Annotated in this window: 24 protein-coding genes; 10 read left to right on the forward strand and 14 right to left on the reverse strand. The window is 66.9% G+C overall.

Annotation, left to right across the window (positions count from 1 at the left end; genetic code table 11):
* The first annotated feature begins 118 nt into the window (after window positions 1-118).
* The 5 genes from KW83_RS00855 (at window position 119) to KW83_RS00875 (ending at window position 6,721) form a co-directional block, all read left to right on the forward strand.
* Complete coding sequence (locus KW83_RS00855; protein ID WP_036173185.1) at window positions 119-1,984, forward strand: coiled-coil domain-containing protein; 1,866 nt, start codon at window positions 119-121, stop codon at window positions 1,982-1,984.
* 25 nt (window positions 1,985-2,009) lie between these two features.
* Window positions 2,010-3,053, forward strand: coding sequence for a TAXI family TRAP transporter solute-binding subunit (locus KW83_RS00860; RefSeq protein WP_036173188.1), 1,044 nt, complete (start codon window positions 2,010-2,012; stop codon window positions 3,051-3,053).
* 439 nt (window positions 3,054-3,492) lie between these two features.
* On the forward strand, window positions 3,493-4,596 hold the full coding sequence (locus tag KW83_RS00865) for a dimethylsulfoniopropionate demethylase (protein WP_036173191.1): 1,104 nt from the start codon (window positions 3,493-3,495) through the stop codon (window positions 4,594-4,596).
* A gap of 57 nt (window positions 4,597-4,653) precedes the next feature.
* Window positions 4,654-6,054 carry a selenium-binding protein SBP56-related protein gene (locus KW83_RS00870; protein ID WP_036173195.1) on the forward strand — a complete coding sequence of 467 codons (1,401 nt, stop codon included), beginning with the start codon at window positions 4,654-4,656 and terminating at the stop codon, window positions 6,052-6,054.
* Window positions 6,055-6,064: 10 nt separating this feature from the next.
* Window positions 6,065-6,721: a hypothetical protein gene (locus KW83_RS00875; RefSeq protein WP_036173198.1), complete on the forward strand. Its 657-nt coding sequence runs from the start codon at window positions 6,065-6,067 to the stop codon at window positions 6,719-6,721.
* A 24-nt stretch (window positions 6,722-6,745) separates the two neighbouring features.
* Here the strand turns inward: KW83_RS00875 and KW83_RS00880 are convergent, their stop codons facing one another.
* The 3 genes from KW83_RS00880 to KW83_RS00890 are packed head-to-tail and all read right to left on the reverse strand — an operon-like array spanning window position 6,746 to window position 12,324.
* Window positions 6,746-10,099: an error-prone DNA polymerase gene (locus KW83_RS00880; RefSeq protein WP_036173201.1), complete on the reverse strand. Its 3,354-nt coding sequence runs from the start codon at window positions 10,097-10,099 to the stop codon at window positions 6,746-6,748.
* A gap of 55 nt (window positions 10,100-10,154) precedes the next feature.
* Window positions 10,155-11,642, reverse strand: coding sequence for a Y-family DNA polymerase (locus KW83_RS00885; protein WP_051928083.1), 1,488 nt, complete (start codon window positions 11,640-11,642; stop codon window positions 10,155-10,157).
* Window positions 11,590-12,324, reverse strand: coding sequence for an ImuA family protein (locus tag KW83_RS00890; protein ID WP_036173205.1), 735 nt, complete (start codon window positions 12,322-12,324; stop codon window positions 11,590-11,592). Before KW83_RS00890 ends, KW83_RS00885 begins: the two co-directional genes overlap by 53 nt.
* A 367-nt stretch (window positions 12,325-12,691) precedes the next feature.
* Here KW83_RS00890 and KW83_RS00895 point away from each other — a divergent pair, with 367 nt between their 5' ends.
* Together KW83_RS00895 and KW83_RS00900 are read left to right on the forward strand one after the other, a co-directional pair.
* Entirely contained in the window at window positions 12,692-13,612 is a 921-nt protein-coding gene (locus KW83_RS00895; RefSeq protein WP_036173207.1) for an MBL fold metallo-hydrolase, read from the forward strand.
* Window positions 13,609-14,577, forward strand: a complete 969-nt coding sequence (locus tag KW83_RS00900; RefSeq protein ID WP_152563435.1) for an MBL fold metallo-hydrolase — start codon at window positions 13,609-13,611, stop codon at window positions 14,575-14,577. The genes KW83_RS00895 and KW83_RS00900 overlap by 4 nt, the downstream gene beginning before the upstream one ends.
* 88 nt (window positions 14,578-14,665) lie before the next feature.
* Here the strand turns inward: KW83_RS00900 and KW83_RS00905 are convergent, their stop codons facing one another.
* The 10 genes from KW83_RS00905 to KW83_RS00950 form a co-directional block, all read right to left on the reverse strand.
* Window positions 14,666-15,094 carry a DUF302 domain-containing protein gene (locus KW83_RS00905; protein ID WP_036174753.1) on the reverse strand — a complete coding sequence of 143 codons (429 nt, stop codon included), beginning with the start codon at window positions 15,092-15,094 and terminating at the stop codon, window positions 14,666-14,668.
* A gap of 66 nt (window positions 15,095-15,160) precedes the next feature.
* Window positions 15,161-15,613, reverse strand: coding sequence for a DsrE family protein (locus KW83_RS00910; RefSeq protein WP_036173210.1), 453 nt, complete (start codon window positions 15,611-15,613; stop codon window positions 15,161-15,163).
* Window positions 15,614-15,715: 102 nt separating this feature from the next.
* A complete protein-coding gene (locus KW83_RS00915) occupies window positions 15,716-16,954 on the reverse strand; it encodes a c-type cytochrome (RefSeq protein ID WP_036173213.1) in 1,239 nt (412 codons plus the stop codon).
* The gene (soxC, locus tag KW83_RS00920) at window positions 16,938-18,206 is read right to left on the reverse strand and encodes a sulfite dehydrogenase (protein ID WP_051928084.1); all 1,269 of its coding nucleotides are present in this window, start codon (window positions 18,204-18,206) and stop codon (window positions 16,938-16,940) included. The genes KW83_RS00915 and soxC overlap by 17 nt, the downstream gene beginning before the upstream one ends.
* Window positions 18,207-18,278: 72 nt before the next feature.
* Window positions 18,279-19,973, reverse strand: coding sequence for a thiosulfohydrolase SoxB (gene soxB, locus KW83_RS00925; RefSeq protein ID WP_036173216.1), 1,695 nt, complete (start codon window positions 19,971-19,973; stop codon window positions 18,279-18,281).
* A 77-nt stretch (window positions 19,974-20,050) separates the two neighbouring features.
* Window positions 20,051-20,899: a sulfur oxidation c-type cytochrome SoxA gene (gene soxA / locus KW83_RS00930; RefSeq protein ID WP_036173219.1), complete on the reverse strand. Its 849-nt coding sequence runs from the start codon at window positions 20,897-20,899 to the stop codon at window positions 20,051-20,053.
* 19 nt (window positions 20,900-20,918) lie between these two features.
* Window positions 20,919-21,248, reverse strand: coding sequence for a thiosulfate oxidation carrier complex protein SoxZ (gene soxZ, locus KW83_RS00935; RefSeq protein ID WP_036173222.1), 330 nt, complete (start codon window positions 21,246-21,248; stop codon window positions 20,919-20,921).
* Between the two features lie 16 nt (window positions 21,249-21,264).
* Window positions 21,265-21,681, reverse strand: coding sequence for a thiosulfate oxidation carrier protein SoxY (gene soxY / locus KW83_RS00940; protein ID WP_036173225.1), 417 nt, complete (start codon window positions 21,679-21,681; stop codon window positions 21,265-21,267).
* 30 nt (window positions 21,682-21,711) lie between these two features.
* On the reverse strand, window positions 21,712-22,194 hold the full coding sequence (gene soxX, locus KW83_RS00945; RefSeq protein WP_036173228.1) for a sulfur oxidation c-type cytochrome SoxX: 483 nt from the start codon (window positions 22,192-22,194) through the stop codon (window positions 21,712-21,714).
* A 188-nt stretch (window positions 22,195-22,382) separates the two neighbouring features.
* Window positions 22,383-23,123: a cytochrome c biogenesis CcdA family protein gene (locus tag KW83_RS00950; protein ID WP_036173231.1), complete on the reverse strand. Its 741-nt coding sequence runs from the start codon at window positions 23,121-23,123 to the stop codon at window positions 22,383-22,385.
* Between the two features lie 52 nt (window positions 23,124-23,175).
* Between KW83_RS00950 and KW83_RS00955 the strand changes: the two genes are divergently transcribed.
* The 3 genes from KW83_RS00955 to KW83_RS00965 all read left to right on the forward strand — a co-directional run bounded on the left by KW83_RS00955 (window position 23,176) and on the right by KW83_RS00965 (window position 25,127).
* Window positions 23,176-23,556, forward strand: coding sequence for a thioredoxin domain-containing protein (locus tag KW83_RS00955; protein ID WP_036173233.1), 381 nt, complete (start codon window positions 23,176-23,178; stop codon window positions 23,554-23,556).
* 107 nt (window positions 23,557-23,663) lie between these two features.
* Window positions 23,664-24,038, forward strand: coding sequence for an ArsR/SmtB family transcription factor (locus KW83_RS00960; RefSeq protein ID WP_036173236.1), 375 nt, complete (start codon window positions 23,664-23,666; stop codon window positions 24,036-24,038).
* A gap of 30 nt (window positions 24,039-24,068) precedes the next feature.
* Window positions 24,069-25,127 carry a YeeE/YedE family protein gene (locus KW83_RS00965; RefSeq protein WP_036173239.1) on the forward strand — a complete coding sequence of 353 codons (1,059 nt, stop codon included), beginning with the start codon at window positions 24,069-24,071 and terminating at the stop codon, window positions 25,125-25,127.
* Between the two features lie 93 nt (window positions 25,128-25,220).
* On the opposite strand, the gene KW83_RS00970 is transcribed toward KW83_RS00965, so the two are convergent.
* Window positions 25,221-25,997: a heparan-alpha-glucosaminide N-acetyltransferase gene (locus KW83_RS00970; protein ID WP_081904441.1), complete on the reverse strand. Its 777-nt coding sequence runs from the start codon at window positions 25,995-25,997 to the stop codon at window positions 25,221-25,223.
* Between the last annotated feature and the right edge of the window lie 13 nt (window positions 25,998-26,010).

Consider the following 26,010-nt stretch of genomic DNA (forward strand, 5'->3'; position numbering starts at 1 on the left):
TCAGCGGTCGCACCCTCGGCCGGGCCATGACAGACTGCGGAAAGAAAAAGAAAATTGATTCTTTCTGCGGCCTGTGCATTTTTTGGGTGAGGGTCGCGCATCTGGGGGGATGTTGGGGATGACGCTGGGGGAACGGATCCGGTATCCGCGCGGAATGGCATGGGCGCTGGCGACGGGAGTCGCATTCGCCGTCGCCGCGACGGACGCGCCAGCGCAGGAGGGCTGCATCGGGCCCGAATGCGAGGAAACCGAACAGATGTCCCTGCGGTATCAGGCGTTTCGCAACCTTCTCAACGACATCGAGACGGAAAAGACAGACGCGGAAACGCAATTGGAACAGGTCCGGTCGGAGCTGTCGCGCGCCCAGGCGGAGCTGGACGCGGCCAATGAAGAGGTGGCGCAGCTCAACGCCGGTTCGGCGCAGGATGGCGCAGAGACCGACGCGTTGCGCGCTGAACTGACCTCTCTGGAAGCGGACCTCTCGCAGGCCCGCGACCAGCTTGCCCAGGCGCAGGCCGCGAGAGCGGAGCTCGAAAGCGAACGCGACCGCTTGCGGGCGGAACGGGCGGAGGTCGAAGCCGCGCGCGACGAAAGTCAGTCCGAGACCGGGGAGGCGGACGCCGAACTGGGCCGGACGCGGGACGCTCTTGCCGAATTGCGTGTCGAACTCGACAAGGCCCGATCGGCCCGCGATGCCATCCAGGAGGAGGCCAGGTCCGCGGAGTCGGAGCTTTCCGCGCTGCGCGAGACCCTGAGTCAGGCCCAAGCGGAGCAGGAAAGAGCGGCGGCCGACCAAACCGCCCTGTCCGAACAGGCGGCCGCGGAACAGGATCGACTGACGCAGACCCGGAAGGCGGTCGAGGCGGCGCAGACCGAACTTGCCGCGCTCAACGATCAGGCCGAGGAAATGGGGGCCGAGATCGACTCCCTGACCCAGCAGCGGACCGATCAGGCGCAAGCCATACAGGACCAGGCGGCCGCGGAACAGGATCGACTGACGCAGACCCGAAAGGCGGTCGAGGCGGCGCAGACCGAACTTGCCGCGCTCAACGAGCAGGCCGAGGAAATGGGGGCCGAGATCGACTCCCTGACCCAGCAGCGGACCGATCAGGCACAAGCCATACAGGACCTTGAGGCGGAACGGCAGGCGTCGCTGGACGATGCCGCCGCCGCAAGCGATGTGCGCGATGCCGCCCGCGCAGAAGCCGAACAGGCCGCGGCCGCCCGCGACGCGGCACGCGCAGAGGCGGAGCGGGCGGCGGCGGAGCGCGAGACGGCCCGCGCTGCGACCGAGCAGGCAACGGCCGAACGCGACTCGGCGACGCAGGAGCTTACCGCTCTGAGCACGGAGCGCGACCGCGCCGCCGAAGAGGTCGCGGATCTGGAGAACCGGCGGGCCGCGCTTTCCGACGAACTTGCCGCCGCGCAGGGCGGCTTGGAGGAGGTCCGCGCGGCCGCGCTCGAGGCCCGGTCCGACCTGGAGGCGGCGCGCGAGGAACTTGCCGGCGTCCGCGCGGCGCTGGAAGACCTGGCGGAGGATCGGCGCGAAGCCGATGCCGAGCTGGGCCGCACGCTCGAACAGATCGCCCAGGCGCAGGACGCCCAGACCGCCGCGCGTGCGATCGCCGAGCAGGCAGATGCGCAGCGGCAAGCCGCGCTTGAGGACCTCGACGCCGTGCAGGGCGAGCTTGCGTCCGCTCGTGCGGAGCTCGACACGATCGTCGCATCGACCGATGAATCCGCCGCCGCATCGGCCGAGGCGGACGCCAACGTCCGGCGCCGCAGCGTGCCGGTGAGCGCCGCGCAGGTCTCTCGGGCGCTGGCCCTGGCGCCCGGGCTTGACGGCATCGCACCCGATGCGCGCGCGGCGCTCAGCAGCGCCCTGACGGATCAGCTCTGCGCCCATGACGCCCTGTCCCGGGTTTTCGGCGATGTGAACCGTCAGACACTCGTGTCGCTCATTCGCAGCCTTGGCCGCTGCTGAACGCCCCATCAGGAGAGACCCAGACATGCCCATCCATCCGCTGAGCGCGCTGAAACCACTGGCCATGGCCCTTGCCGTGCTTGTCGCACCCGCCGCCGCGACCGCACAGGAATTCGAGAAGAACATCCTGACCGGCGGTCCCACGGGAACCTATATCCAGATCGGCCGCGACATCGCGGGGCTGCTGGAAAACTGCGGCCAGACCCTGAACGTCCGCGAAAGCGCCGGCTCGCTGGAAAACTTCCTGGGGGTGCGCCAGCGCAGGTCCACCCAGTTCGGCATCGTGCAGAGCGACGTGCTGGAGTATCTGCAGACCTATTCCGCGCAGGATCCAGAGATCCAGCGCGCCATCGACGGCGTGCGGATCGCCTTTCCGCTCTACGATGAAGAGGTGCATATCCTGGCCTCTCGCGAGATCGAGACGACCGCCGATCTGAGCGGCGCGCGCGTCGCGGTGGGCGTCGAGGACAGCGGCACGTTCCTGACCGCGACGCTGATGCTGGACCTGCTGGACCTGGAGCCGGCGGAGCGACTGACCATCGGTCCCGACGCATCGCTCGAACGGCTTCGGGCCGGTGAGATCGACGCGTTCTTCTACGTCGCCGGCGCACCGACGGCGATCTTCACGGGTTCCGACATCGACCCGGAGAAGTTCCACCTTCTGCCGATAACCGACGATGTGCTGCGGACCGTCTATACGCCGACCGAAATCGCGGCGGGGACCTATCCGTTCCAGGACGGCGCGGTGGAGGTGGTCGCCGTCAAGGCGGTCCTGATGACCTATGAGTACAATCCGCGGCGCAACGATTACCACGCCCAGAGCTGCATCGCGGTATCCGATGTCGCCAACCTGATCGCGACCCAATTCGACACGTTGAAAGAGACCGGGCATCCGAAGTGGCAAAAGGTCGATCTGGGCGACATTCCACCGGGATGGGACGTCAGCAACTGCGTCAACACCGGCCTGTCGCCCAGCTACGCATCCTCTTGCGTGCCCGCGCCGGTCGTTCCGGAAAATCAGACCAACACCGTCTACCGACAGCGGATCTGCGACGCGATCGGCTGCTGATGCGGCAACGCCGAGGCGATCGGTGGCGCCCGGCAAAGATCCGGACCGCCCGGCCCGCGTAAGGATAAGGTCGGCGGGCCGGTTTCGAACGACATTGTCGGCGACAGGAAAAGCAGGAACGACAGCCGCGCCCTGCCGTGTCTGCGGGATAGGGTGAAACGTCGGCCTATTCTGTTCAGCCGTCACCGCGCTGGTGCCGGGGCAGACCGCAACACAGGACGGGTGCCGGCGCCGCACGGTCCCGGTCGCGCCGAGAAACCGCCGCCGCACGGCCCCCCGCGACCATATCGCGATTTGCCATGGCGTCGATTGTCGGGCAGGCTGACGGCGGAGGCACCGAACGCGGTTGCCGGCAGCAGGGAGGCGACGCGTTGCGGGCAATCCGGCATTCGGGCAGAGCGCGGGGCGGCAGGCCGGCCGTTGGCCCCGCGATGGGTTCGTGACACGCCTCTCGGTCTCGCGGCGGCTCCGCCGGACGCCGTTCTCCGAGGGAGTCGAGGCGGCGGGCGTCACCGCCTACACGGTCTACAACCACATGCTGCTGCCGACGGTCTTCCGCTCTCTCGAGGAGGACTACCGCCACCTCAAGAGTGCGGTGCAGGTCTGGGACGTGGCCTGCGAGCGGCAGGTGGAACTGCGCGGTCCCGATGCTGGACGGCTCATGCAGATCATCACACCGCGCGACCTGCGCGCGATGATGCCCGGGCAATGCTGCTACATTCCCGTGGTGGACGAGACCGGCGGGATGCTGAACGACCCCGTCGCCGTCAAGCTGGCAGAGGACCGCTGGTGGATCTCGCTTGCCGACAGCGACCTGCTCTATTGGATCAAGGCGCTGGCCAACGGCTACCGGCTGGAGGTGCTGGTCGATGAGCCTGACGTCTCTCCGCTTGCCGTGCAGGGGCCCCATGCGGACGACCTCGTGGCGGCGGTCTTCGGCGACCAGGTGCGCGACATCCGGCGGTTCCGGTTCCGGCAGATCGACTTCCGGGGCCGCAGCCTTGCCGTGGCACGGACCGGCTATTCCAAACAAGGCGGGTTCGAGATCTATGTAGAGGGCGGCGATCTGGGAATGCCCCTCTGGAGCGCGCTGATGGAGGCCGGCGCGCCCTGGGACGTCCGCGCTGGCTGCCCCAATACCATAGAGCGGATCGAGGGCGGTCTGCTGTCCTACGGCAACGACATGACCGACGACAACACGCCCCACGAATGCGGCCTCGGCCGGTTCTGCAACACCGTGACCGCCATCGGCTGCATCGGCCGCGACGCGCTTCTGCGCGTGGAAAAGGAAGGTCCGGTCAAGCAGATCCGCGCCATCTCCATCGGTGGCGACAGGGTGCCGCCCTGTGACCGGTTCTGGCCGCTCCGCGCGGGCGACGCGGTGGTGGGGCGGGTGTCCTCTGCCATATGGTCGCCGGATGCGGGCACCACCGTGGCCATCGGCATGGTGCGCATGACCCATTGGGCCGAGGGCACGGAACTGACCGTGGAGACGCACGACGGCCCGCGCCCGGCCTTGGTCAGGGAGGCGTTCTGGGCCTGAGCGCAACCGTAACAAGCCGCCGCGGCATTGCGGAGGACGACCAGCAGGGAGGACATCATGAACCTGAGACCGGATCCCACATTCTACCCTTCGGCCAGGCTTGCCATGGAGGGGCCGGTAGAGACGCTTGCCTTCGCGCTGATGCTCAGTCCGGACGGTTCCCGGCCCGACGGTCTGGCGGTGGTGGACGTGGATCCTGCGTCGGACAGCTACGGGCAGATCGTCCACAGTCTGTTCATGCCCAACACCGGCGACGAGTTTCACCATTTCGGCTGGAACGCCTGCTCTTCCGCCCTGTCGCCTCTTACCGGGCACGCCTTTCTGGAGCGGCGCTATCTCATCATCCCGGGCATCCGGTCGAGCCGGATCTACATCATCGACGTCAAGGACCCGCGCAAGGCGAAGATCCACAAGATCATCGAGCCGGAGGAGCTGTTTGCCAGGACCGGCTATTCGCGCCCCCACACGATCCATTGCGGCCCGGAGGGGATCTATGTCTCGACACTCGGCGGCGGGGGCAAGGACGGAACCGACGGGCCTCCCGGCATCTTCATCATGGATTGCGAGACCTTCGAGATCCTCGGCCGCTACGAGATGGACCGCGGCGCCCAGGACAAGCACTACGATTTCTGGTGGAACCTGCCCCGGGATTACATGGTCAGCTCGGAATGGGGCCTGCCGCCGCAATTCGAGAACGGCGTCGTGCCGGAGGACCTGCTGTCCAACAGATACGGCCATGCGATCCACTTCTGGGACCTGCGCGCGCGGCGCAACATCCAGACCATCGATCTGGGCGCCAATCACCAGATGGCGCTGGAGATCCGGCCGGCCCACGATCCGGCCAAGCAATACGGGTTTTGCGGCGTGGTGGTGGACACCGAAACCCTGCAGGGCGCGATCTTCACCTGGTGGCGCAACGATGACGGCACGTTCGAGGCGAAGAAGACCGTCACCATCGACCCCGTTCCGGCCGACGCGGACGACCTGCCGGACCTGCTGAAGGGCTTCGGCGCCGTGCCGCCGCTGGTGACGGACATCGACCTGAGCCTCGACGACAGGTATCTCTATGTCGCCTGCTGGGGACTGGGAGAGATGCATCAGTACGACGTGTCCGACCCGATGGCGCCCCGGCTCACCGGCAAGGTCGAGATCGGCGGCATCGTGGCCAGAACCCCGCATCCCAACGGCAAGGCCTTCGGCTACGGCCCGCAGATGGTCGAGATCAGCCGCGACGGAAAGCGGGTCTACTGGACCAACTCGCTCTATTCCACCTGGGACGACCAGTTCTATCCCGGTGAGGGCGGCGCGGCCATGGTGATGGCCCGGGTCGGCGACGGCGGCGGCCTGACCCTGGACAGGGATTTCTGGGTCGAGTTCCCGGAAGGCTACCGCAGCCACCAGATCCGCCTGGAGGGCGGCGACTGCTCGACCGACAGTTTCTGCTACCCGTCGGCATGATCGGGACGCGATGATGGACACGGCGGCCCTGTGGGGGGCCGTCATCGGTATCGGGGTGTATCACGGACTGAACCCCGGCATGGGCTGGCCGCTTGCGGTGTCCTCGGCGCTGATGGAACGGCGCCGGAGCGCGCTTTTCCGTGCCCTGGCGGCGCTGGCGGCGGGACATTTCGCGTCGATGGTGCTGGTGCTGGTGCCGTTCTCAGCCTTGGCCGCGCTGGTCCGGTGGGAGCGCGAGATCCGACTGGGCGCGGCGCTGATCGTGATCGGCATGGGGCTGTTCCTGCTCATCGACCGCCGCCACCCGCGGATGCTGTCCCGCGTGCCGCCGTCCCGCCTGGCGCTCTGGTCTTTTCTGGCGGCGCTGGCGCATGGGGCGGGGCTGATGCTGGTGCCTCTCTATCTGGGGATCGGCCGGATCGGTGCGGCGGAGGGCGGGCATGGGGCGGCGGCGTCGCTTTTGGCCGGCAATACCGGCGTGGCCCTGCTGGTCGCGGGCCTCCACACGGCTGCGATGATCCTGGCGGGCGGCGCCATGGCCACCGCGGTCTATCTGTGGCTCGGGCTGCGCGTCCTGTCGAGATCCTGGCTCAACCTCGATCTTGTCTGGGCGCTGTCGCTGATCGCCGTCGGCGCTCTGGGACTGCTGGGCGCGTGGCATGGCTGACGGCCCTTGGAGCGGAGCCCGCCGTCAGTGGAAATCCCGCGATTTCGGGATCACGCGCACGTTTCGCGGATGGGCGCGGATGCCCACCTGGCCGGGGATCGGATGGGTCGGATGGTCGCCCCGCGTGGTGGTCCTGGGCAGGCGGTCCATGGACAGGCGCGACAGCCGATCGCTGCGATCCTCCAGCCGGTCGGCGACCACATGGATCACGCGGCCATCGGTCTGCACCCGTCCGTGCACGACCAGCAGGCGCGCGGCCATGATCGTCGCGCGACTGGCCTTGAACATGTTCGGCCAGATCACGAGGTTCGCGACGCCCGCCTCATCCTCCAGGGTGATGAAGCACACCCCCTTGGCGCTGCCGGGCTTCTGGCGGACCAGCACCAGCCCGGCCAGGGACACCCGCGCACCATGCCGCATCCCGGGCAGGTCAGAGGTCGCGCGGAACCCCTGGGCGGCCAGGCTGGGGCGGAAGAAGGACATGGGATGCGCCTTCAGCGACAGGCGCAGGGTCTGGTAATCGGCCACCACATGCTCTGCGCGGGCCATGGCGGGCAGGATCGTCTCTGGGTCCGCGCCCTCGTCCCTGGCCGCGGCATGATCGAAGATCGGCAGGCGGGGCGCGTCCCTGATCGCCTGCGCCTGCCACAGCGCCTGCCGCCGGTCGAGCCCCATGGACCGCATCGCATCCGCCGCCGCCAGGCGCCGGATCGCGCCCGCATCGAGCCGTGCCCGCGCCTTGAGGTCGGCCAGATCGCCGAAGGGCGCGTCGCGGGCGGCCATGAGACGCGCGCCCGCATCCTGCGCCAGACCGTCGATCTGCCGCAGCCCCAGGCGCAGGGCAAAGCGGGGCGCCCCCTGCCCGTCCAGCCCGTCGGGTTCCAACGTGCAGTTCCAGTCGGAAAATCCGACATCGGCGGCGCGCACCTCAACCCCGTGTTCGCGCGCGTCGCGCACGATCTGCGCGGGGGCGTAAAAGCCCATGGGCTGCGAATTCAGCAGCGCGCAGGCGAAGGCCGCCGGATAATGGCACTTCATCCAGCTTGAGACATAGACCAGCTTGGCGAAACTGGCCGCGTGGCTTTCGGGAAAGCCGTATTCGCCGAAGCCCTTGATCTGGTCGAAACATCTCTGCGCGAAGACCGGATCGTAGCCGCGTTCGGTCATCTGGCCGACCATCTTCTCCTGCAGGGACTCGATGGTCCCGCGCGAGCGGAAGGTCGCCATGGCGCGGCGCAGTTCGTTGCTCTGCGCGGGGGTGAACCGCGCCGCGTCGATGGCGATCTTCATGGCCTGCTCCTGAAAGATCGGAACGCCGAGCGTGCGGTGAAGGATCCTTTTCATCTCATCCTGGGGATGTTCGGGACCGGGTGTGGGGTATTCGACCTCTTCCAGCCCGGTGCGGCGGCGCAGATAGGGATGCACCATGTCGCCCTGGATGGGACCGGGGCGCACGATGGCGACCTCGATCACCAGATCGTAGAAGGTGCGCGGCCGCAGCTTGGGCAGCATCGCCATCTGCGCGCGGCTCTCGACCTGGAACACGCCCAGGCTGTCGCCACGGCACAGCATGTCGTAGGTGGGCCGGTTGCCGGGGTCGTCCGGCAGGCGATCCTCCACCGGGACGGTGGCAAGATCCAGCGCGCGGCCGTGATGGGCCGCGATCAGATCGAAGCACTTGGCGATGCAGGTCAGCATCCCCAGCGCCAGCACGTCCACCTTGAAGATGTTCAGCGCGTCGATGTCGTCCTTGTCCCATTCGATGAAGCTGCGCTCTGGCATGGCGCCGTTGCCGATGGGCACGACCTCGGTCAGGGGGCGCTCTGTCAGGATGAAGCCGCCCACGTGCTGGGAAAGGTGGCGCGGCATCCCGGTCATCTGCCGGGCGAGCGTCAGGACCATGCGTAGGTGGGGGTCCGACAGGTCCAGCCCGGCCTCCCGCGCGCGTTCGTCCCCCATCTGTCCCTCGAAGCTGCCCCAGATCGTGCCGGCAAGCCTGGCAGTCACGTTTTCCGACAGGCCCATCGCCTTGCCGACCTCACGGATGGCGGAGCGCGGGCGGTAATGGATGACGGTCGCGCAGAGCCCGGCCCGGTCACGCCCGTACTTGCGATACATGTACTGGATCACGTCCTCGCGCCGCTCGTGCTCGAAATCCACGTCGATGTCGGGCGGCTCGTCGCGCTCCTCGCTCAGGAACCTCTCGAACAGCAGGTCGTGTTCGTTGGGGTCCACCGAGGTGATCCCCAAACAGAAGCACACCGCCGAATTGGCCGCCGACCCCCGCCCCTGGCACAGGATCGGCGGCTGCGCCTCTTCGCGGGCGAAGCGGACGATGTCGCGGATGGTCAGAAAGTAGCGGGCGATCTTCTTCTTGGCGATCAGGGCGAATTCCCTGGCGATGGTGGCGCGCACGTGGTCGGGCACGCCGTCCGGGTAGCGACCCGCCGCACCCTCCCAGGTCAGCCGCTCCAGCTCTTGCATGGGTGTGCGGCCCCGGGGGACGATCTCATGGGGGTATTCGTATCGCAGGTCCGTCAGGGAAAAGCCGATGGCGTCGGCCACCCGGCGCGTGGCGGCGATGGCGTGCGGCCAGTCGGCGAAGAGGCGGCACATCTCCCCAGGGGATTTCAGATGACGCTCGGCGTTGGACTCCAGCAGGAAGCCCGCCCGCGCCACGGTCGTCTTTTCGCGGATACAGGTCATCACGTCCTGCAAAGGGCGGCGGTCCGGCGCGTGATAGAGCACGTCGTTGGTGGCAAGGATCGACATCCCGTGGCGCCGCGCCATGGCGTCCAGCCGGTTGATCCGCGCGCGGTCGTCGCCGCGATAGCGAAACGCCGCACCCACATGGCGCATCCCCGGCAGAGCACGCAGAAGGCGCGGCAGCCCGGTCTCGAACCTGTCGAGATCCTCTCCCGGCATCGCGATCAGGTGCAGACCCTCGGCATGGTCCGACACCATTCCCAGCGTCAGATGGGTCAGCCCCTTGCCCTGCCATCCGCCGTCCCTGTCGGTCATCTTGCCCCGCGACAGCAGCGTGGAAAGCCGGGCATAGGCGGCACGGTCGGACGGATAGGCCAGGAGTTCCGCGCCGCAGAGCAGCACCAGCCGCGCCCCGATGAGCGGACGGACGCAGGCGGTGGCGGCCTCCGTATGGACGCGCACCACGCCGGCCAGGGTGTTGCGGTCGGCGATGCCGATGGCGTCGTAACCCAGAAGGTTCGCCGTCCCCGTCAGGTCCGACGCATCCGAGGCGCCGTGGAGAAAGGAAAAACAGCTCATCAGCCCCAGCTCGACATAGGCTGCGCGAGGATGGGGGGCGAAGCCGTTCTCCGGCGACAGGGTGCGGCGGGCATGTCCTTCCTGCTGGGGCATCAGCCCGACGCCCCATCCGCATCCGGCCCGCCGGTGGCGCGCCCGCGCCGGGCCATCATGCGAACGCCCCGTGCAGGAACCAGCGCGGCGCGCCGCCGCGCCCGTCCTGGGCCAGCCCCTCGCGATAGATCCAGAACCGCCGGCCGTCCCGGACCTCTACCTTGTAGTAGTCGCGCAGGCGGGTGCCGGGCCTGTCGCGCCACCATTCGGGTGCGATCCGCTCCGGCCCCTCGCGGCGCAGGACGTCGAACTCCACCCGACGCCAGACGAAGCGCGCGGGCGGACCTTCGGGCACGGCATAGATCACCCGCACCTCCTCGGCCGGATCCAGGAGGCGGACCGGACGCTCGCGGGCGGGATCGGGGGGATCCGCCGGAACCGCGCCCAGCGCCGGAACCCGCCGCTCCACCCGTTCCGGCACATGGCTTTGCCGCCAGGCGGACCAGCGCACCCTGTCGGGTCCCAGCCGCGCCGTCAGCCGGTCGAGCAGCGCCGAGACGTCGGCATCCGGGTCGCGCGCGCCGTCCAGACCCGGCTGGCCCGCGTCCAGCGGTTCCACCCTGAGAGCCTCCAGCGTCAGCAGGTCGAAGCCGAAGCCGGGGTCGATCCGGTCCAGCCGGCCGTGCAGCAGGCGCAACAGATGGTCCGGATCGCGGCTGGCGCAGGCGGTGGCGACATCGCTCGACCGGCAGTCCCCGTCGATGCGGTAGACGGTGAGTCGCAGCAGCCGCGCGCCCTCTCCGGCCTCCGACAGGTCGGTGCACAGGCGTGCGGCCAACTCTGCCAGATGCGGTGCGGCATCCATCACCGGCTCTGCCAGCCGCGTCCGGACGATCCGGCGCGCACGGTCCGCGGGGGCGTTCAGCGGATCGGGCAGCCGTCCCGTGGCCCGGTCCAGAAGGACCAGCGGATTGCGATCCGCCGCAAGGCCGGCAAAGCGCCGCATCAGCGCCGTGCGCGGCACCGCCCCCAGCGCGCCGACCGTCCTGAGCCCCAGCCGGTCCAGAAGGCGCACCGTTTCCGCGTCGAGCCGCAGGGCGCCGACCGGCAGCGGGGCGATCGCCTTTTCCACCTCTCCCGCCGCGCAGATCCCGAAAGCCGCCCCGTGCCGTGCCATGGCCTGCGCCGCGCCGCGGGTCGGCGCCATGGCCAGCCGCGCCGTCAGCCCCTGCATGGCAAAGCGGTCCGCCATGTCGCGCAAAAGCGCCGCCTCACCGCCGAAGAGATGCGCCGCCCCGGTGGTGTCCAGGACGATCCCCTCTGCCCCGTCGCGCGCCGTCCAGGGGCACCAGCGCCGCGCCCAGAGGGCCAGACGGTCCAGCATCGCGGCATCGCCGTCGGGGTCGGCAGGCTCGACATGCAGATCGGGATGGATCGCCTGCGCATCGGCCACGCGCGCGCCGATGTGGACGTCGCGCGCCCGTGCCGCGGCGCTTGCCGCATGAACCACCGGCCCGTGGGTGCCGTCGGTCGCCAGGACCACCGGCACGTCATGTCCGGGTACCGTCCGATCTTTCTGCACGATCGCCCTCCAGCGATCCATCGGCAGATCGGGAAACCATGCGGAGACGATCCGCGGGCTCGGACGCGCTTGGGTCATGGTGAACCTTCCATCGCCCCGGCGGGCGGGCACGGGCGCGGAACAGGTCGGCCTCCCATACGGGACCGCCCGGTGCGCCGGGATCGTGGGGATGCGCGTCCGACGGCCGGGCCGAGACGCGCCAGCGCGCGCGCGCGGCACTCAGCTCCGCCGGATCGGCGCTGCGGATCAGCCAGACCGGAACGCCCGATGCCTCTGCGCGCAGGGCAAGGCGCTTGGTCGCGGTAAAGCTGAGAACGGAGGGCGCGCCGTGGATCTCTCCGACGACGGCGGAGAGGCCGCCGCAGGCCGCGCCCTCCTCCATCGCCCAGAGCACGTCGCGCGGGTGGTTCACCTCGACATGCAGGATGGATCCAAAGGGGCGCAGTCGCCGCAGACCGGGCGTGTAGAGAAGTCCGTTCTCGCGCCGCGACATCCGGTCGGCGACCCAGAGCACCGGGCGCCGCGCGCCGGACAGAGAGGCCAGGATCAGCGCGGTGGCAGAGGCATCGGCGGCATGGACCGGCAGCGCCTCTTGCAGGACCTCGCCTCCGGGCAGGCAGGCGGAAGAACCCGACCGTCCAGCGGACCCGCGCCGCCGATCCGACAGGCGGATCACCCGATCATATGGAGAATCACGCGTCATGCGGCCATTATGTTCCCTTTTCGTTCCGAGGAAAATACCGTGCGATGCGACGCGCGGCCCCCGGCGGGCAACCGGTTCACCGTGAACGAATAACTTGTCAGGGACGGCCACGAACGATAGCCTGACTTCCATGGTCCACGCCCAGATACGTCCATCCGGTCAGGCCCTTGACGGCCGGATCCACGCACGCATCCGGATCCGTCGTCATGATACGGATCGCCCCGCAACCGTCGATCCGGGTGACTCAAGAACCCCTGCCGCGACGCGGCGTATGGACCGCCGAACGGTCCGCGCCGGGGCGACCCCGCGCGGTCGCGGCCATCGGCAGCCGCACACGCGCGACCGCCCCTTCTGAAAGGTCCCTCCGATGCGCCTGTCCAGACGATCAGTCCTTTCGCACGGTGCCGCCGGACTTGGCCTATCGCTGCTGGCGCGCGCGGCCTGGGCCAACGCGACGCTCGACCTGGGGGGCGGCGCGCGGATCGACACGCTGTCTGACGGGCATCTGGTCCTTCCCGGCGCGTTCATCTTCGGCCCGATGCCCGCCGACAGGATCGCTCCGATCCTGGCGCGCTACGAGATTTCGCCGGACCGGCTGGAGCCGCCTTGCAACGTCACCCTGCTCCGGTCGCGGGATCGGGTGATCCTGTTCGACATCGGTGCCGGGCCGAACTTCATGGCCAGCGCGGGCCAGTTGCCGCAGGCCCTGGCGGCGCTGGGGCTGTCGCCCGAAGACGTCACCGACGTGGTGTTCACCCATGGCCACCCCGATCATCTGTGGGGCGTTCTGGACGATTTCGACGAGCTGTCCATCCCCGATGCCCAGTACCACATGGGCGCAGTCGAACACGGCTTCTGGAGCGATCCCGCCACGCTCGACGCCCTGGAAGAGGGCGCCAAGCCCTTCGCCGTCGGCGCGCGGTCGCGGCTGGAGCGGATCGCCGGCCGCGTCCGGCTGTTCGACGATGGCGCGACCGTGCTGCCGGGCGTCACGGCGCGCGCGACCCATGGCCATACGCCCGGGCATATGTCCTTTGTGATCGAGGGCACGGAGGGGGCGGCCATGGTCGTGGGCGATGCGATTGCCAACCATCATGTGGCGTTCGAGGCCCCCGCCCTGCCCTCCGGGTCCGACCAGGATCGGCAGACGGCCGCAAAGACGCGGACCGACCTGCTGCAGGAACTCTGGGACAGCGACATGCCGATGATCGGATTCCATCTGCCCGCCGGCGGCATCGGCCGGGTCCGAAAAGCGGGCGAGGCATTCCGCTTCGAGATCCCCCAATGAGCCGGCACCGGACCCCGCTGCGGGCAACGCTTGCGGTCCTTGCGACGCTGGTCGCGGTGCCGGTCGCGGCGAATGAAGAGATCGCCGACCAATATCCCGGAAATCCGCTTTATGCCGCCCCCTACGAGGTCATTCCGAATATCTGGTCCGCGATCGGCGCCACCGCACCGCCGACCTATGAGAACAGCGGGCACAACAACAATCTGAGCTTCATCGTCACCGGCGACGGCGTCATCGTGGTGAACGCCGGCGCGGCGTGGAGCCTTGCAGAGGCCCTGCACGACGAGATCCGCAAGGTCACCGATCAGCCGGTAAAGCTGGTCGTCAACGAAAACGGACAAGGGCACGCGATGCTGGGGAACGGCTACTGGGCCGCGCAGGGCGTGCCGATCCTGGCCCATGAGGATGCGGCCGCAGCCTTCGCAGAGGACGGCTTTCGATCGCTGGACGCCATGAAGGACTACAATCGCGAAAAGGCCGAAAACACCGTCCTGCAAGGTCCGACGGAGACGTTCAGCGACATGCGCTCCATCGAAATGGGCGACATGCGGATCGAGGTGCGGTATCTCGGACCCGCCCACAGTCCGGGCGATATCGTCGTCTGGCTGCCCGAGCAGCGCCTGGTGATCTCAGGCGACATGGCGTTCCACGAACGCCTCCTGCCGATCTTTCCCAACACCAATACCCGCGACTGGCTCGACACCTGGGACACGGGGTTCGAGCCGCTGGGCGCGCTTTACGTCATTCCCGGCCACGGCCATCCGACGAACATGGACCAGGTGCGCCGCTATACCAAGGGGTATCTGGAATACCTGCGCGGCAAGATCGGGGATCACCTGGACCAGGGCGGATCGCTGGCCGATGCCTATTACGTGGACCAGTCGCCCTATGCGAACCTGGACACGTTCGAGGAGCTGGCCACCAAGAATGCCGGTCGCGTCTTCGAAGAGATGGAATTCGAGTGACGTCCCGCGGTCGCGCAGGCCCACCGCGATCCGGGCCCGTCGCCGTGGGGCCGAAGGATCGCGGTGCCGCCCTATGCCGTGACCCGCGCTACTGCCCCACCGCTTCGCGCGCGATTTCGTCGAGCAGGGCCTGGACCTTCTGCATCGGTCCGTCGGGATAGGTGCGGTATCCGACCGTCACCTCACCGTCGCGTTCGGCGACGAAGACTCCGTAGGGACAGAACGCGATATTCATCGGGTCCGCCTCCATCACCTCCCGCGAGAGGCGCGCGGAACAGAAGATGAAGATGTCGGCGGCGGTAAACAGCGTCTCGTTGCCGCCCACGTCTTCCTTGGTGCGGTTGAGCATTTCGCCCACGTGGCTGGTGTAGTCGATGACCAGACCCTTGTTCACGATGGCGCTCTCCACTCCGAAGGTGGCGTCCTCGAAACTGCCTGCGTAGGAATAGCTCTCATAGTCCTGGGCGACCGCCGCCGTCGCCGTCGCCAAGCCGATCACTAGTGCAAATGCTTTCATCATCGCCGTTTCTCCTTTGCGGGACACCCGCCGCCCCGATGCCGGGGCGCCGATGTCAGTCGGTCCTCAGGGGCGCACGATCGTCCAACCGTCCTCATCCAGCTCAATCAGTTCGACGACGCCGGCCGGCACGCGGTCGGCATTGTCCGCGATCGGGATTTCCTGACCTTCCTTTTTGGCCATCGCGTCGATCGTGTTTTGGCAAGCCGCGAAGCTGACGTTGGGCATGGATTGATCGAAGGATTTCAGCCGGTCCAGCACCGGCGAAGTGTCGGATCGCAGCATATGCAGGCCGGCGTTGAATGCGACGATGCGGATTTCGACCTCCTCGGCCTGCTCGGAATACAGACGCGACACGTTCGCGGCCACATTCAAGACGGTGTTCATCTTCTCCGGATCGTTGTCGCTGATCTGCAGGGCCAGGTAATGGATCCCGTCGTCGGGCGACTCGCTGTTCTGGGCGACGGCGGCGGCGGTCAACCCGACGACAAGCGCGACGATTGCAAACAGGTGCTTCATGATGTGGTCCTCCCTTGGGTGTGCCCCGACCCATAAGAGGTGGGGGAGCGGCGTGGTTCACGCCTGCGTCGTCTTGGTTCCCGTCATCTGCGCTCCCTGTTCCTATTGGCCAAAGGACTTCAGATATTCGACCACCGCCTGTCGGTCGGTTTCCTTGCGAAGTCCCGAAAAGGCCATCTTCGTTCCCTTCATGTAGCTTCTGGGATCGGCAAGGAAGGCCGCAAGGGTTTCTTCGTTCCAGACCATGCCTTTTTCGCCGGCCTCCTGGAGCGTTCCGGAATATGCGTACCCCTCCAGTCCGCCGACGGTGCGGCCCACCACGGCGTTCAGTTGCGGTCCGACGCGGTTCTTGGCGCCGTCGCCCACCTGGTGGCAGGCGGAACACTTCCGAAAGACCTTTTCGCCGGCTGCGACCAGTTCCGGGTCCGGTCCGCTGTCCGCGGCTTGCGGTTCGGCGGCGGCCGTGTCCGACGGCTCCTGCGTCCCGTCGCCGGCTGCCTCGGTGCCGATGTCCATCGCCGATTCGACCTGGGTGGACGGCTGTTCGGTCGCGACCTCGGCGGCTGCATCCAGTTCCTCGTCATCGGCGCTGCCTTCGTCCGGCGTGACGTCGAGCACGGCTGCGCGCATCGTGATCTCCACGCTGGCCTTGCAGTCCGTCATGCAGGCGTCGCCCGAAAATTGCGGAAGTTCCGCTTCGGGGCGATCGTCCATGAAGAACCCGCCGGCGTTCGGCATCTCGACCTCGGCGAAGGTCTCGTTGCTCAGGACGAAATCGTCCTCGACAAGGAAATTCAGGTTCAGGATATAGGCCGTTACGGCATATACCTCATCGTCGGTCAGGGATTGCGCGTTTCCGAACGGCATTGCGCGGTGGACGTAGTCGAAGACCGTCGAAAGGAAGGGCCAGTAGGATCCCACGGTCTTGACCGGATCGCGGCTGCCGAGACTGCCCTCGCCGCCGGCCAGGACCGGCCAGCGCCCGACCCCCTCGCCGAAGGTTCCGTGGCAGGCCGAACATTGCTGCGAATAGATCTCTTCGCCAGTGGCGACATCGCCGCTGCCCACGGGAAGTCCCTGCCCGTCCGGCCGGATGTCGATATCCCATGCGGCGATCTCCTCCGGCGTGGCGGGACGCCCCAGACCGAAGCCCGCGTCGGGCGCCGAAAGACCGGCAGGACCGTCGCCGGCGGAGCCGGTTCCGGCCAAGGGCGTCGCCTGATCTGTCGCCGGCGCCAAAGGGTTGGTGGGCGCGACGTCCTGGGCCTGCACGGCGAGCCCGATCCCTGCCGAAAGGCCCGCGGTCAAAGCCTGGATGACGGATTTACGAAATCTCGACATTTTCCGCGACCCCCTTCTCGTTCACGGCCCAGGTCTGGATGCCGTTGTTGTGATAGATGGACTTTTCGCCCCGGATCGCCCGCAGGGCATCCTTGGTCGGCTGGACATAGCCGGTACTGTCGTGGGCACGGCTCTGCAGCAGAAGCGGCCGGCCGTCCCAGTCGAAATCGAAATAGAATCGGTGCATCGACTTGTCGAAGCTGGGTCCCGACATCCGGGCCTGCTGCCAGTTCATCCCACCGTCCAGCGTGACATCGACGCGCGGAATGGTGCCGCGTCCCGACCAGGCGATCCCGGTCAGAACGGTGCGCCCCGGACCGTGGGTCAGCGGGGCCTGTGGGCTGGGATTCGTGATGACCGATTTGGCATCCATGGCCCAGGTGAACCGCCGCGCCTCACCGTCGGGCAGCAGATCCGTGTATTTGCTGGTTTCCTCACGATGCTGCCAGGGTTTGTCGCCGACCTCGATCCGGCGCAGCCATTTGACCCACATGTTGCCTTCCCAGCCGGGGACGACCAGCCGCAGAGGATAGCCCTGTTCGGGTCGCAGCGCCTCGCCGTTCATCTTGAAGGCCACCAGACAGTCGTCCAGCGCCTTTTCCATGGGTACGGATCGGGTCATGGCGGCGGCATCCGCACCTTCCGGCAGGATCCATGTGCCGTTCGTCTTTACGCCCGCCTCCTCAAGAAGCAGCCGGAGGGGCACGCCGGTATATTGCAGGTTGTGGATCATTCCATGGGTGAACTGACAGCCGTTCAGTTGCGACCCGCGCCACTCCATGCCGGTATTGGCCGCGCATTCCAGGAAATACACGCGGTTTTCACGGGGAAACCGCAAGATGTCGTCCATCGTGAAGACCAGCGGCGTATCGACCAGACCGTTGATCATCAGCCGATGCTGTGCCGGGTCTATTTCAGCCACGCCGGAGTGGTGCCGCTCGAAACACAGCCCGTTCGGAGTGATGATCCCGTCCAACTCATGCAGCGGCGTGAAGTTCACGGAGCTGACCGGATCGGCGGTCAGCCAGGGCACATCCTTGCGAACCACGTCCGCCTCATAGCGCGACGGCAGACCATAGGGGCGCGCATCGACGCCGTCCCCGAGGGTCTGCATCCAGGGCTGCAATTCGGTGATCGCAGGATCCGGGCCAGCGCGGGCCGCACCGCCAAAGGCAGCCGCGCCGCCGGCGACCGCGGCGCCGCGCAGAAAGGTGCGCCGCGAAGACGACCGTGGTTTGGGGGTGTCGCTCATGGATCGTCCTCCTGCACGCTTACACATTCATATAGTAGAATACGTTTCCACATACGCCATGCAAGGTCATTTTCAGTTTTCGATCAGTCGCACCGCCGTATTCGGTGCGACCGAGACTGTGCCCAGCCGCGCGATATGTGCCTCGACCACGTCCCAGATGGGCGGGCCTTCGGTGCCTTCGTTGACGCTGGCCCAGCCGGCCACGACATAGGTCCGAGCCGGATCGACGGGCTCGCCCGTGGAAAGTACGGTCATGTCGTGCAGCCGGCTTCCCTGCGGCTGGGTGATGTCGATGCGGTAGCCCATACCGCCGACCCGAACCATGTCACCCCCCTGCTGGTAGTAGGGATCGGGGTTGAACAGATTGTCGCCCACGTCTTCGAGGATGATCTTGAGCGTCTCGCCCGTCATCTCGGTCCGGTAGGCTTCGGGGTAGCTCATCGCCGTCGCGTTGAAGACGTCCTCACGCGTGATGTCCTGCCCCGGCAAGAGCGACGCGCCCCAGCGGAAACCGGGGCTGAGCGCGATTTCCGCGTCCCGCTCTTCGAGCAGCGCTGCGCAGATCAGGTCGTCCCAGGTGCCGTTCAGATTGCCCCTGCGGAACAGCACGCTGTCCGTCTGGCCGATCACCTCCGACAGTTCTGCCTGGTAGGGCGCGCGCAGGCCATCCACCAACGCGGACATCTCCGGGTCCGGCGCGATCACGTCGGAGAACACCGGAATGAGCCGGTGGTCGAGCGCCTTCAACTCACCGTCGCGGATGTCGATGTCGAGGCGGCTGACGAACTTGCCGTGACTGCCGCTGGCAATGAGATAGGTCTTGCCGACCAGAACCGGTTCGGGCAGCGCGTCATGGGTATGGCCGGTCAGTATGATGTCGATGCCAGGCACGTCCTGCGCCAGCTTCCGATCCACATCGAACCCGTTGTGCGACAGCAGCACCACCAGATCCGCGCCCGCGTCCCGGACTTCGGCGACGACTTCCGCCATACGGTCCTGACGGACGCCGAAGCTGAGATCCGGGAACATGTAGCCGGGATTGGCGATCGGCAGATAGGGAAAGGCCTGGCCGATCACGGCGATCCGGGCGCCGCCCCTTTCGAACATCCGGTAGGCGTCGAACGCGGGCTCGTCCCAGGTGGCGTCGAAGATATTGGCCCCGAGGAAGGGATAGCCCAGCTCGTTCTCGACGATCTCGCGGACGCGGTCGATCCCGAGGGTGAATTCCCAATGCGACGTCATCGCATCGGTGCCCAGCGCCTTGAAGGTCTCGACCATGTCGCGGCCCTCTGTCCGGAGCGCCGTCAGACTTCCCTGCCAGGTGTCGCCGCCATCGAGCAGCAGCGCCTCGGGTCGGTCCGCGCGGATCGCCTTGACGACGGTGGCGATCCGGTCCGCCCCGCCCATCTTGCCGTAGGCGCGGGCCAGAGCGACGAAATCATCATGGGTCAGCGCGTAGTCCATCGCCGATCCGGTCTCGATCCCGAAAAGCTTGCGGTAGGCGGCTCCGGTCACATGCGGCGGCTTGCCGACCACGTCCCCCACGCCGACGTTGTATTCGGGCTCACGGAAATAGATCGGCTTCAACTGGGCATGGATGTCGGTGATGTGGATCAGCGTGACGTTGCCGGATGTCGGAAAGTCCAGGAGATCCTGTTGCGACAATCTTTGCTGTGCGGCCAGTCGCGACCAGTTTCCGACACCCCCGGTGCCCCAGAGCGCAGACACAGCAAGACCGGCCTGGAGAAAATGGCGTCGGGCAATCATGTGCAACCTCTGGTCAAGGGGAGAGTGTCCCTCCGCGGCGGGCGGAAGGAAGATGGTTCACGGGCCGGGTGCGGCGGTCAGTTGCGGACGGAGGGACCTTCGACAGACAGCCCATTGCCACGGGACGCGACATAAAGCTCAAGTGCGACGAATTCCGCGCTGCCGGGAGAGAACGTTTCGGCGCGGGTATCGCGGATGCAGCCCTTGAACCGGCTCTGCACGGCGTTCAGCTTGGCGTTCTTCAGGCGGTAGGTCGGGAACCCGTTGATCTGACCCTGGCTCAGGTGATCGGCGCGGATGTTGTTGCCGTAATTGTCCTCATGGCAATTCGCGCAGCTGAGTTCGAGCTGACCGTAGCGCGTATAGTACATCTCCTTGCCCTGTTCCCAGGTGGACTGGGCAGGCCCGTCGATGGCGACATCGACCGGCTTGCCCCGGGCGGCCGATGCCAGCAACGCCGTCATGTTGACCATGTCGTCGCCGGTGTATTTCCATTCCGGCAGGTTCATCCGTTCGGTGACGCATTCGTTGACCTGCATCTCGACGGTCTGGACCGTTTCGCGCTCCGGATCCCATTTCGGATAGGTCGGGCGTACATCGGCCAGGGTTTCGGGACCCTCGTGGCAACTGGCGCAGCTTTCGCCGTCGGCGCCGATCTCCGCGTTGAACGTTTCGCGTCCGGCATCGACGAAGATCATCCCGGGATTGTCGAAATCGTCCATCTGCACGGCCTGGGTCTCGTCGGACCGGAACAGCCAGCCCGACATGATCTCCGAAAGGCCCTCCACGTGGTCCGGAGCGGGGGCGCGAACGGTCATCTCGATCTCTCCGTTCACGACCAGATCGGCATCCTCATCCGCATACGCGGCCCCCGCCGCGAGCGCTGCCAGCAAGACCGCCCCGTACAATGATGCCGTCATGTCCATTCCTCCCCTTCGTCACCGATTACGATACGGTGATATCCTTGCTGTCCTCGTAGACGGACCCGTCGTCGTCATACCAGGTGAAGCTGAACGTCCCCGACTCCGGGACCTTTGCCTCGAACTCGAAATACGGGTTGGTCGAGATCGCCGGCTCCATCTTGACGTCGATCACGTTCTCGCCGTTGAAATCGACGACAAACCGATTGATGATCGAACGCGGAATGGTTTCGCCGTTATCGTCCTTTCGCTGTCCCGATTCCATCTGGTGACTGATCAGGGTCTTGATCGTGACCGTGCCGCCGGCGTCGGCCGTGCTGGGAACCTTGACCCGTGGTCTGACATTCTCTGCCATCGTATTGCCCTCCCGTTCAGCCGCCGCAGCCGCCGATTGTGACTTTCACTTCCTTCGTTGCGCGCGCGAAGCTGCCGTCCGACAGCTTTGCGATCGCGACCAGTTCCTGGGTTTCGGCCAGCCTGATCCGGGTCGACGCGGTCTGCGAACCGGCCAGCGGGCCGAAACGGAACGTGCCGACATCCGGGTTCGGATTGCCGGGCGCCAGCACCAAGATCGCCTCGGCCCCCGGTGCGGACACTTCGATCGGCACGGTGTTGCCGTTCTCCGCGATCTCCGGCGCGGTCAGCGTCAGCCCTTCGGACACTGTTTCCGCACCGCCGGTGAATTCCTTGATCTTGTCCTCTGGCGCCGCACCGGCAGCCAGCGGCAGCATCGCCGTGATCGCGGTGCCGAAACCAAGGACGATCGTTTCCCTACGGGTCAGTTTCATGCTACTATCCTCTTCCGTTGGCGTGGACGCTCACTCGTCCTTGAGCGTCATGAGAAAGGCGACGACATTCTCGACGTCCTGCGCGCCCAGGATCGGCTCCAGCTCACCTTTCGCGGCATCGCCGGTATATCCGTCGCCGGGGCGGACGTAGCCGCTGTTCTTGTAGAACGACGGCATGATCGTGCCCTCGAACGTCATCTTCGCATCGGCGACAAGGCCGCGAAGCTCTGCCTCGCTCCAGCGGCTGCCAGCCCCGTCGAGCGGCGGGCCGACCTCTCCGTGAAAGGGAAACTCGTCCAGCGCGGTGATCCGATGGCAGGCCAGGCAATTGCCCTGGCCCCTTTCCACCACGACGACCTCGCCGCTGGCGGCATCCCCCGCCTTTCCGGTCAGGGACGCGGAAACCGCACCGTATTCGTCGAAGGCGACTTCGGACGGCAGAACAGGTTGCGCGAAGGCCGTTCCCGCCGCGGCGACGCCAAGCAGACCGAGCGAACAGACGATGAATTTCATTCTTCCTCCCCAGGCTTTCGAGAGCCGTTTTTTTCAGCATAGGGCAGATTCGCGCCGCAAGGCAATCGAATATTCGATTAGATGAATTTGAGGCATCGCAGACTGGTCCAGCACGCGCCGCGTTCAAAACGCGACCGGGCGCATGATCCCCTTGCTCCGGACAGGGGCCGGTCGCCCTCGGCAACCCTTTACCTCAGAACACCGATATCGGGGCCGATGGCGAGCATCCAATTCGCGATGTAGTTGATGCTGTTCGTCGCGACCAGCAGTCCGAACAGCACCAGAAACGCCCCCATGGCTTTCTCGACCCGCCCGAGATGCCGTCTGAACCGGGTCATCCACCGCATGAACGGCGCCACGAACAGCGCGGCCAGAACGAACGGTGCGGTCATCCCGATTCCGTATGCCAGAAGCAGCCCCATCCCCTGCCAGACCGTGTCCGACCCGCCCGCCATGAACAGGATCGCGGCCAGCGACGGGCCGACGCAGGGCACCCAGCCGAAAGCGAAGGCCATTCCCACGACGAAGGCGCCAGCCAGCGACAGGTTGGAGGCCTGGCCGGTATCGGCGCGGAATTGCCTGTAGAGGAACGGAATCCGCAGGACGCCCAGGAAGTGAAGCCCCATGGCGATGATGATCGCTGCCGCCACATAGCGCAGGATATCGAACCATTCGCGCAGAAATTGCCCCAGGATCGTGGCGGTCGCACCGAGCCCCACGAACACCACCAGCATGCCGGCGGCGAAGATCAGCGCCGCCAGCACGGCGCGGCGGCGCAGTTCGGGGGGCAGCCCGCCGCCGGCGGTGATGTGGCTCATCCCCGATCCGGCCAGATAGCTGAGGTAGAACGGCACCATCGGAAGGACGCAGGGCGACAGGAAGGACAGCAGCCCCGCGACCACGGCCGCGGCGATCGTGACCTCCAGCATCGGCCGCTCCTCCCCTGTTGCGCGCCTCGCAATATCATATTATGATAAGAGAATGAGTAGAGCTCAATCCCCTGTTTTGCTTCTTGTCGCCCTCCTTTCCACGGCGGGCTTGCAAGCCGCGGCCGAGACGCGGCTGATCATGGTCGAGGAACAGGGGTGCGTCTGGTGCGAACGCTGGAACGCGCAGGTCGCACCGGTTTATCCCAAGTCGCCGGAGGGACAGAGAGCGCCGCTCCAGCGCATGGACATCGGCGACCCGGTTCCGGACGACCTGAGCTTCGACGGCAAGTTCCGGTACACGCCCACCTTCGTCCTTGTTGATGACGGGACCGAAATCGACCGGATCGAAGGCTATCCGGGGCAGGATTTCTTCTGGGGAATGCTGGACCGGATGCTGCGAAAGCTCGACACGGGCGCGGCGGAAACCGACTGATCCTGTCGGCACCGCCCCTGCGCGATTTGCAAACTGCGACAAAGACACGGTATATGGCGCGGAGATTTCGGTCTAGGTCGGCTGTCGAAAGCTGCGCGGAGAAACCCATGGCTATTCCGGTGATCGACGAGAGCACCACGGAGACCGAAAAGACTGCCATGATGGAAAGCGCCGCGGAGGCGTCGACCTTTCTCAAGGCCATCAGCCACGAAAGCCGTCTGATGATCCTGTGCCATCTGGCCAACGGCGAGCGCAGCGTGCGCGATCTCGAAACGCTTCTGTCGGCCCGGCAGGCCGCGGTGTCCCAGCAATTGTCGCGCCTGCGGCTGGAGGGGCTGGTCAAGCCGCGCCGAGAGGGCAAGATGATCTATTACAGCCTGAGCGAGCCGCGCGTTCGTCAGGTGATCGAAGTGGTGTACGATCTCTTCTGCAAGCCGGCAGAGGACGAACCGGGCGCGGAGCACGGACCGCCCGCCGGCTGACGTCGCCGCACGGCATCGAAGGGAAGAGCGATGCTCGATGGACTGAGCGATACCACCCTGGCGGCCGCGATCGGCCTCGGCGGCGGGCTGGCGCTTGGGGCCGCGGCCCGGCTCGGCCGGTTCTGCACGCTCGGTGCCATCGAGGACCGGCTTTACGGCGGAGACGACGCGCGGCTGCGGATGTGGGGCGTGGCCCTCGGGGTCGCGATCCTGGGTACAGCGGGGCTGGTCGGAACGGGACTCCTCGACGCGACGCGCACCGTCTATCTTACGCAGGCGTGGAACCCGGCGGCGAGCATTCTGGGCGGTCTGATCTTCGGATACGGCATGGCCCTGTCGGGCAATTGCGGATACGGGGTACTGGCCCGGCTGGGCGGCGGCGACATCCGGTCCTTCCTCATCGTGATCGTCATGGGGCTTGGCGCCTACATGACCGTCTCCGGTCCAGTCGCCTACCTGCGGGTGTTCCTTTTTCCGGAACAGGCCTCCGGAGTGTCCACGCCGGGCTTCGCGCAACTGGCCTCTCGGATGGTCGGACTCCCCGAGGCGGTGGCCGCAGCGGCGGCCGGAACCGTCCTCTTGGCGCTGTCGGTCGGCAGGTCGTCGGCCGGCCGGTCCCGTGCCGTGCTGGGATGGGGCACGGTGGTGGGACTTGCCATCGTCAGCGGCTGGGCCGGGACGGCCTGGCTGGAACGTCGCAGCTTCGATGCCGTCGGTCCGGCAAGCCACACGTTTTCAGCCCCTGTCGGTGAGACCCTCCTCTACGCGATGATCGCGTCGGGACAGTCGTTGAGTTTCGGGATCGGCTCGGTTCTCGGCGTCGTCGCGGGCGCCTTCGCGGCCTGTCTGGCCAAGGGGCATTTCCGCTGGGAAGCCTGCGACGATCCGCGTGAGCTGCGCCGCCAGATCCTGGGGGCGTTCATCATGGGGGTCGGCGCCGTCACGGCGCTTGGATGCAGTGTCGGCCAGGGGCTTTCGGCCTTTTCGGTGCTTGCCTTCAGCGCCCCCGTGACGCTCGCCGCGATCTTTCTGGGCGCGGCCATCGGGCTGCGGCAACTCATCACCGGGCTGCTGCCCGCCGCCGAATAGCCCGGACGCCTCCCCGATGTCGCACCCGGATCGGTGCAGGTGTGGCGCGGTGGGGCGAAGCGCATCGCCCGCGGCTTCGACCTGTTTTCAGCGTCACCGGACCAGCTGGACAAGCGGGATCAGAACGCCAAGCAGCACGGGTTGATGGATGAGGTAGATCGGCAGGCTGTATCGGCCCATCCAGGCCAGTGAGCGGGCAAGACCCCCGGTGAGGGGCCGCGCACGATGCACCCAGCCCCGGGCGATGGCCAGCCGCGTTCCTGCCATGCCCAGCAGCGTCAGCCCGGCCCATGGAAACACCGGAACCAGGTCGTTGCTGGGGGGGGGCGATGCCGCGAAGCCGGTCCACGCCAGCCAACGGGGATCGAACGCCTCGGACGTCCAGACAAAGCCGAGACCGTAGACCGCCAGCCCAAGGACCGCGATGACGGGTGCGGGCAGGCGCAGCACCACGACGCCGATGACGCTTGCCACCGCGATCGAGTGCAGGATGCCGAAATAGACGAAGGTCTGCGGAAAGGCCACGCGGGTCACGACCGTGATGGCCAGCGCCGCGATGACCAGGATCCCGAGGCGCCGGACGAACGCCTTGCGCCGGAGGCCGCCCGCCGCGGCGAGGACAAGGCTCACCCCGACAAGTGCCATGAACGTGCCCGCCAGCAGGCGGCCGAACAGCAGCCACAGCGGGTGCGATGCGACCCACGGCGGAATGACCGCGAGAAACGAAAGATCCCACACGATATGGAAAAGCACCACGCCGGCGATCGCCAGCCCGCGCACGACATCGACAATGTCGAGACGCGGGATGGCTGCACCCGAAACGGCGGGCGCCGCGCGATCCGCGGCGCGGCCGTGGGGGCGATCGCTCATGTTCGACCACATC

Source organism: Palleronia rufa, from assembly GCF_000743715.1.
In the GTDB taxonomy this organism is placed as follows: domain Bacteria; phylum Pseudomonadota; class Alphaproteobacteria; order Rhodobacterales; family Rhodobacteraceae; genus Palleronia; species Palleronia rufa.

Excerpts from the sequence above, each read along its gene's own strand:
- KW83_RS00855 (WP_036173185.1), top strand. The coding sequence starts at position 119 with ATGACGCTGGGGGAACGGATCCGGTATCCGCGCGGAATGGCATGGGCG.
- KW83_RS00860 (WP_036173188.1), top strand. The coding sequence starts at position 2,010 with ATGCCCATCCATCCGCTGAGCGCGCTGAAACCACTGGCCATGGCCCTT.
- KW83_RS00870 (WP_036173195.1), top strand. The coding sequence starts at position 4,654 with ATGAACCTGAGACCGGATCCCACATTCTACCCTTCGGCCAGGCTTGCC.
- KW83_RS00875 (WP_036173198.1), top strand. The coding sequence starts at position 6,065 with ATGATGGACACGGCGGCCCTGTGGGGGGCCGTCATCGGTATCGGGGTG.
- KW83_RS00880 (WP_036173201.1), bottom strand. The coding sequence starts at position 10,099 with ATGCCCCAGCAGGAAGGACATGCCCGCCGCACCCTGTCGCCGGAGAAC.
- KW83_RS00885 (WP_051928083.1), bottom strand. The coding sequence starts at position 11,642 with ATGGATCGCTGGAGGGCGATCGTGCAGAAAGATCGGACGGTACCCGGA.
- KW83_RS00890 (WP_036173205.1), bottom strand. The coding sequence starts at position 12,324 with ATGACGCGTGATTCTCCATATGATCGGGTGATCCGCCTGTCGGATCGG.
- KW83_RS00895 (WP_036173207.1), top strand. The coding sequence starts at position 12,692 with ATGCGCCTGTCCAGACGATCAGTCCTTTCGCACGGTGCCGCCGGACTT.
- KW83_RS00900 (WP_152563435.1), top strand. The coding sequence starts at position 13,609 with ATGAGCCGGCACCGGACCCCGCTGCGGGCAACGCTTGCGGTCCTTGCG.
- KW83_RS00905 (WP_036174753.1), bottom strand. The coding sequence starts at position 15,094 with ATGAAAGCATTTGCACTAGTGATCGGCTTGGCGACGGCGACGGCGGCG.
- KW83_RS00910 (WP_036173210.1), bottom strand. The coding sequence starts at position 15,613 with ATGAAGCACCTGTTTGCAATCGTCGCGCTTGTCGTCGGGTTGACCGCC.
- KW83_RS00915 (WP_036173213.1), bottom strand. The coding sequence starts at position 16,954 with ATGTCGAGATTTCGTAAATCCGTCATCCAGGCTTTGACCGCGGGCCTT.
- soxC (WP_051928084.1), bottom strand. The coding sequence starts at position 18,206 with ATGAGCGACACCCCCAAACCACGGTCGTCTTCGCGGCGCACCTTTCTG.
- soxB (WP_036173216.1), bottom strand. The coding sequence starts at position 19,973 with ATGATTGCCCGACGCCATTTTCTCCAGGCCGGTCTTGCTGTGTCTGCG.
- soxA (WP_036173219.1), bottom strand. The coding sequence starts at position 20,899 with ATGGACATGACGGCATCATTGTACGGGGCGGTCTTGCTGGCAGCGCTC.
- soxZ (WP_036173222.1), bottom strand. The coding sequence starts at position 21,248 with ATGGCAGAGAATGTCAGACCACGGGTCAAGGTTCCCAGCACGGCCGAC.
- soxY (WP_036173225.1), bottom strand. The coding sequence starts at position 21,681 with ATGAAACTGACCCGTAGGGAAACGATCGTCCTTGGTTTCGGCACCGCG.
- soxX (WP_036173228.1), bottom strand. The coding sequence starts at position 22,194 with ATGAAATTCATCGTCTGTTCGCTCGGTCTGCTTGGCGTCGCCGCGGCG.
- KW83_RS00950 (WP_036173231.1), bottom strand. The coding sequence starts at position 23,123 with ATGCTGGAGGTCACGATCGCCGCGGCCGTGGTCGCGGGGCTGCTGTCC.
- KW83_RS00955 (WP_036173233.1), top strand. The coding sequence starts at position 23,176 with ATGAGTAGAGCTCAATCCCCTGTTTTGCTTCTTGTCGCCCTCCTTTCC.
- KW83_RS00960 (WP_036173236.1), top strand. The coding sequence starts at position 23,664 with ATGGCTATTCCGGTGATCGACGAGAGCACCACGGAGACCGAAAAGACT.
- KW83_RS00965 (WP_036173239.1), top strand. The coding sequence starts at position 24,069 with ATGCTCGATGGACTGAGCGATACCACCCTGGCGGCCGCGATCGGCCTC.
- KW83_RS00970 (WP_081904441.1), bottom strand. The coding sequence starts at position 25,997 with ATGAGCGATCGCCCCCACGGCCGCGCCGCGGATCGCGCGGCGCCCGCC.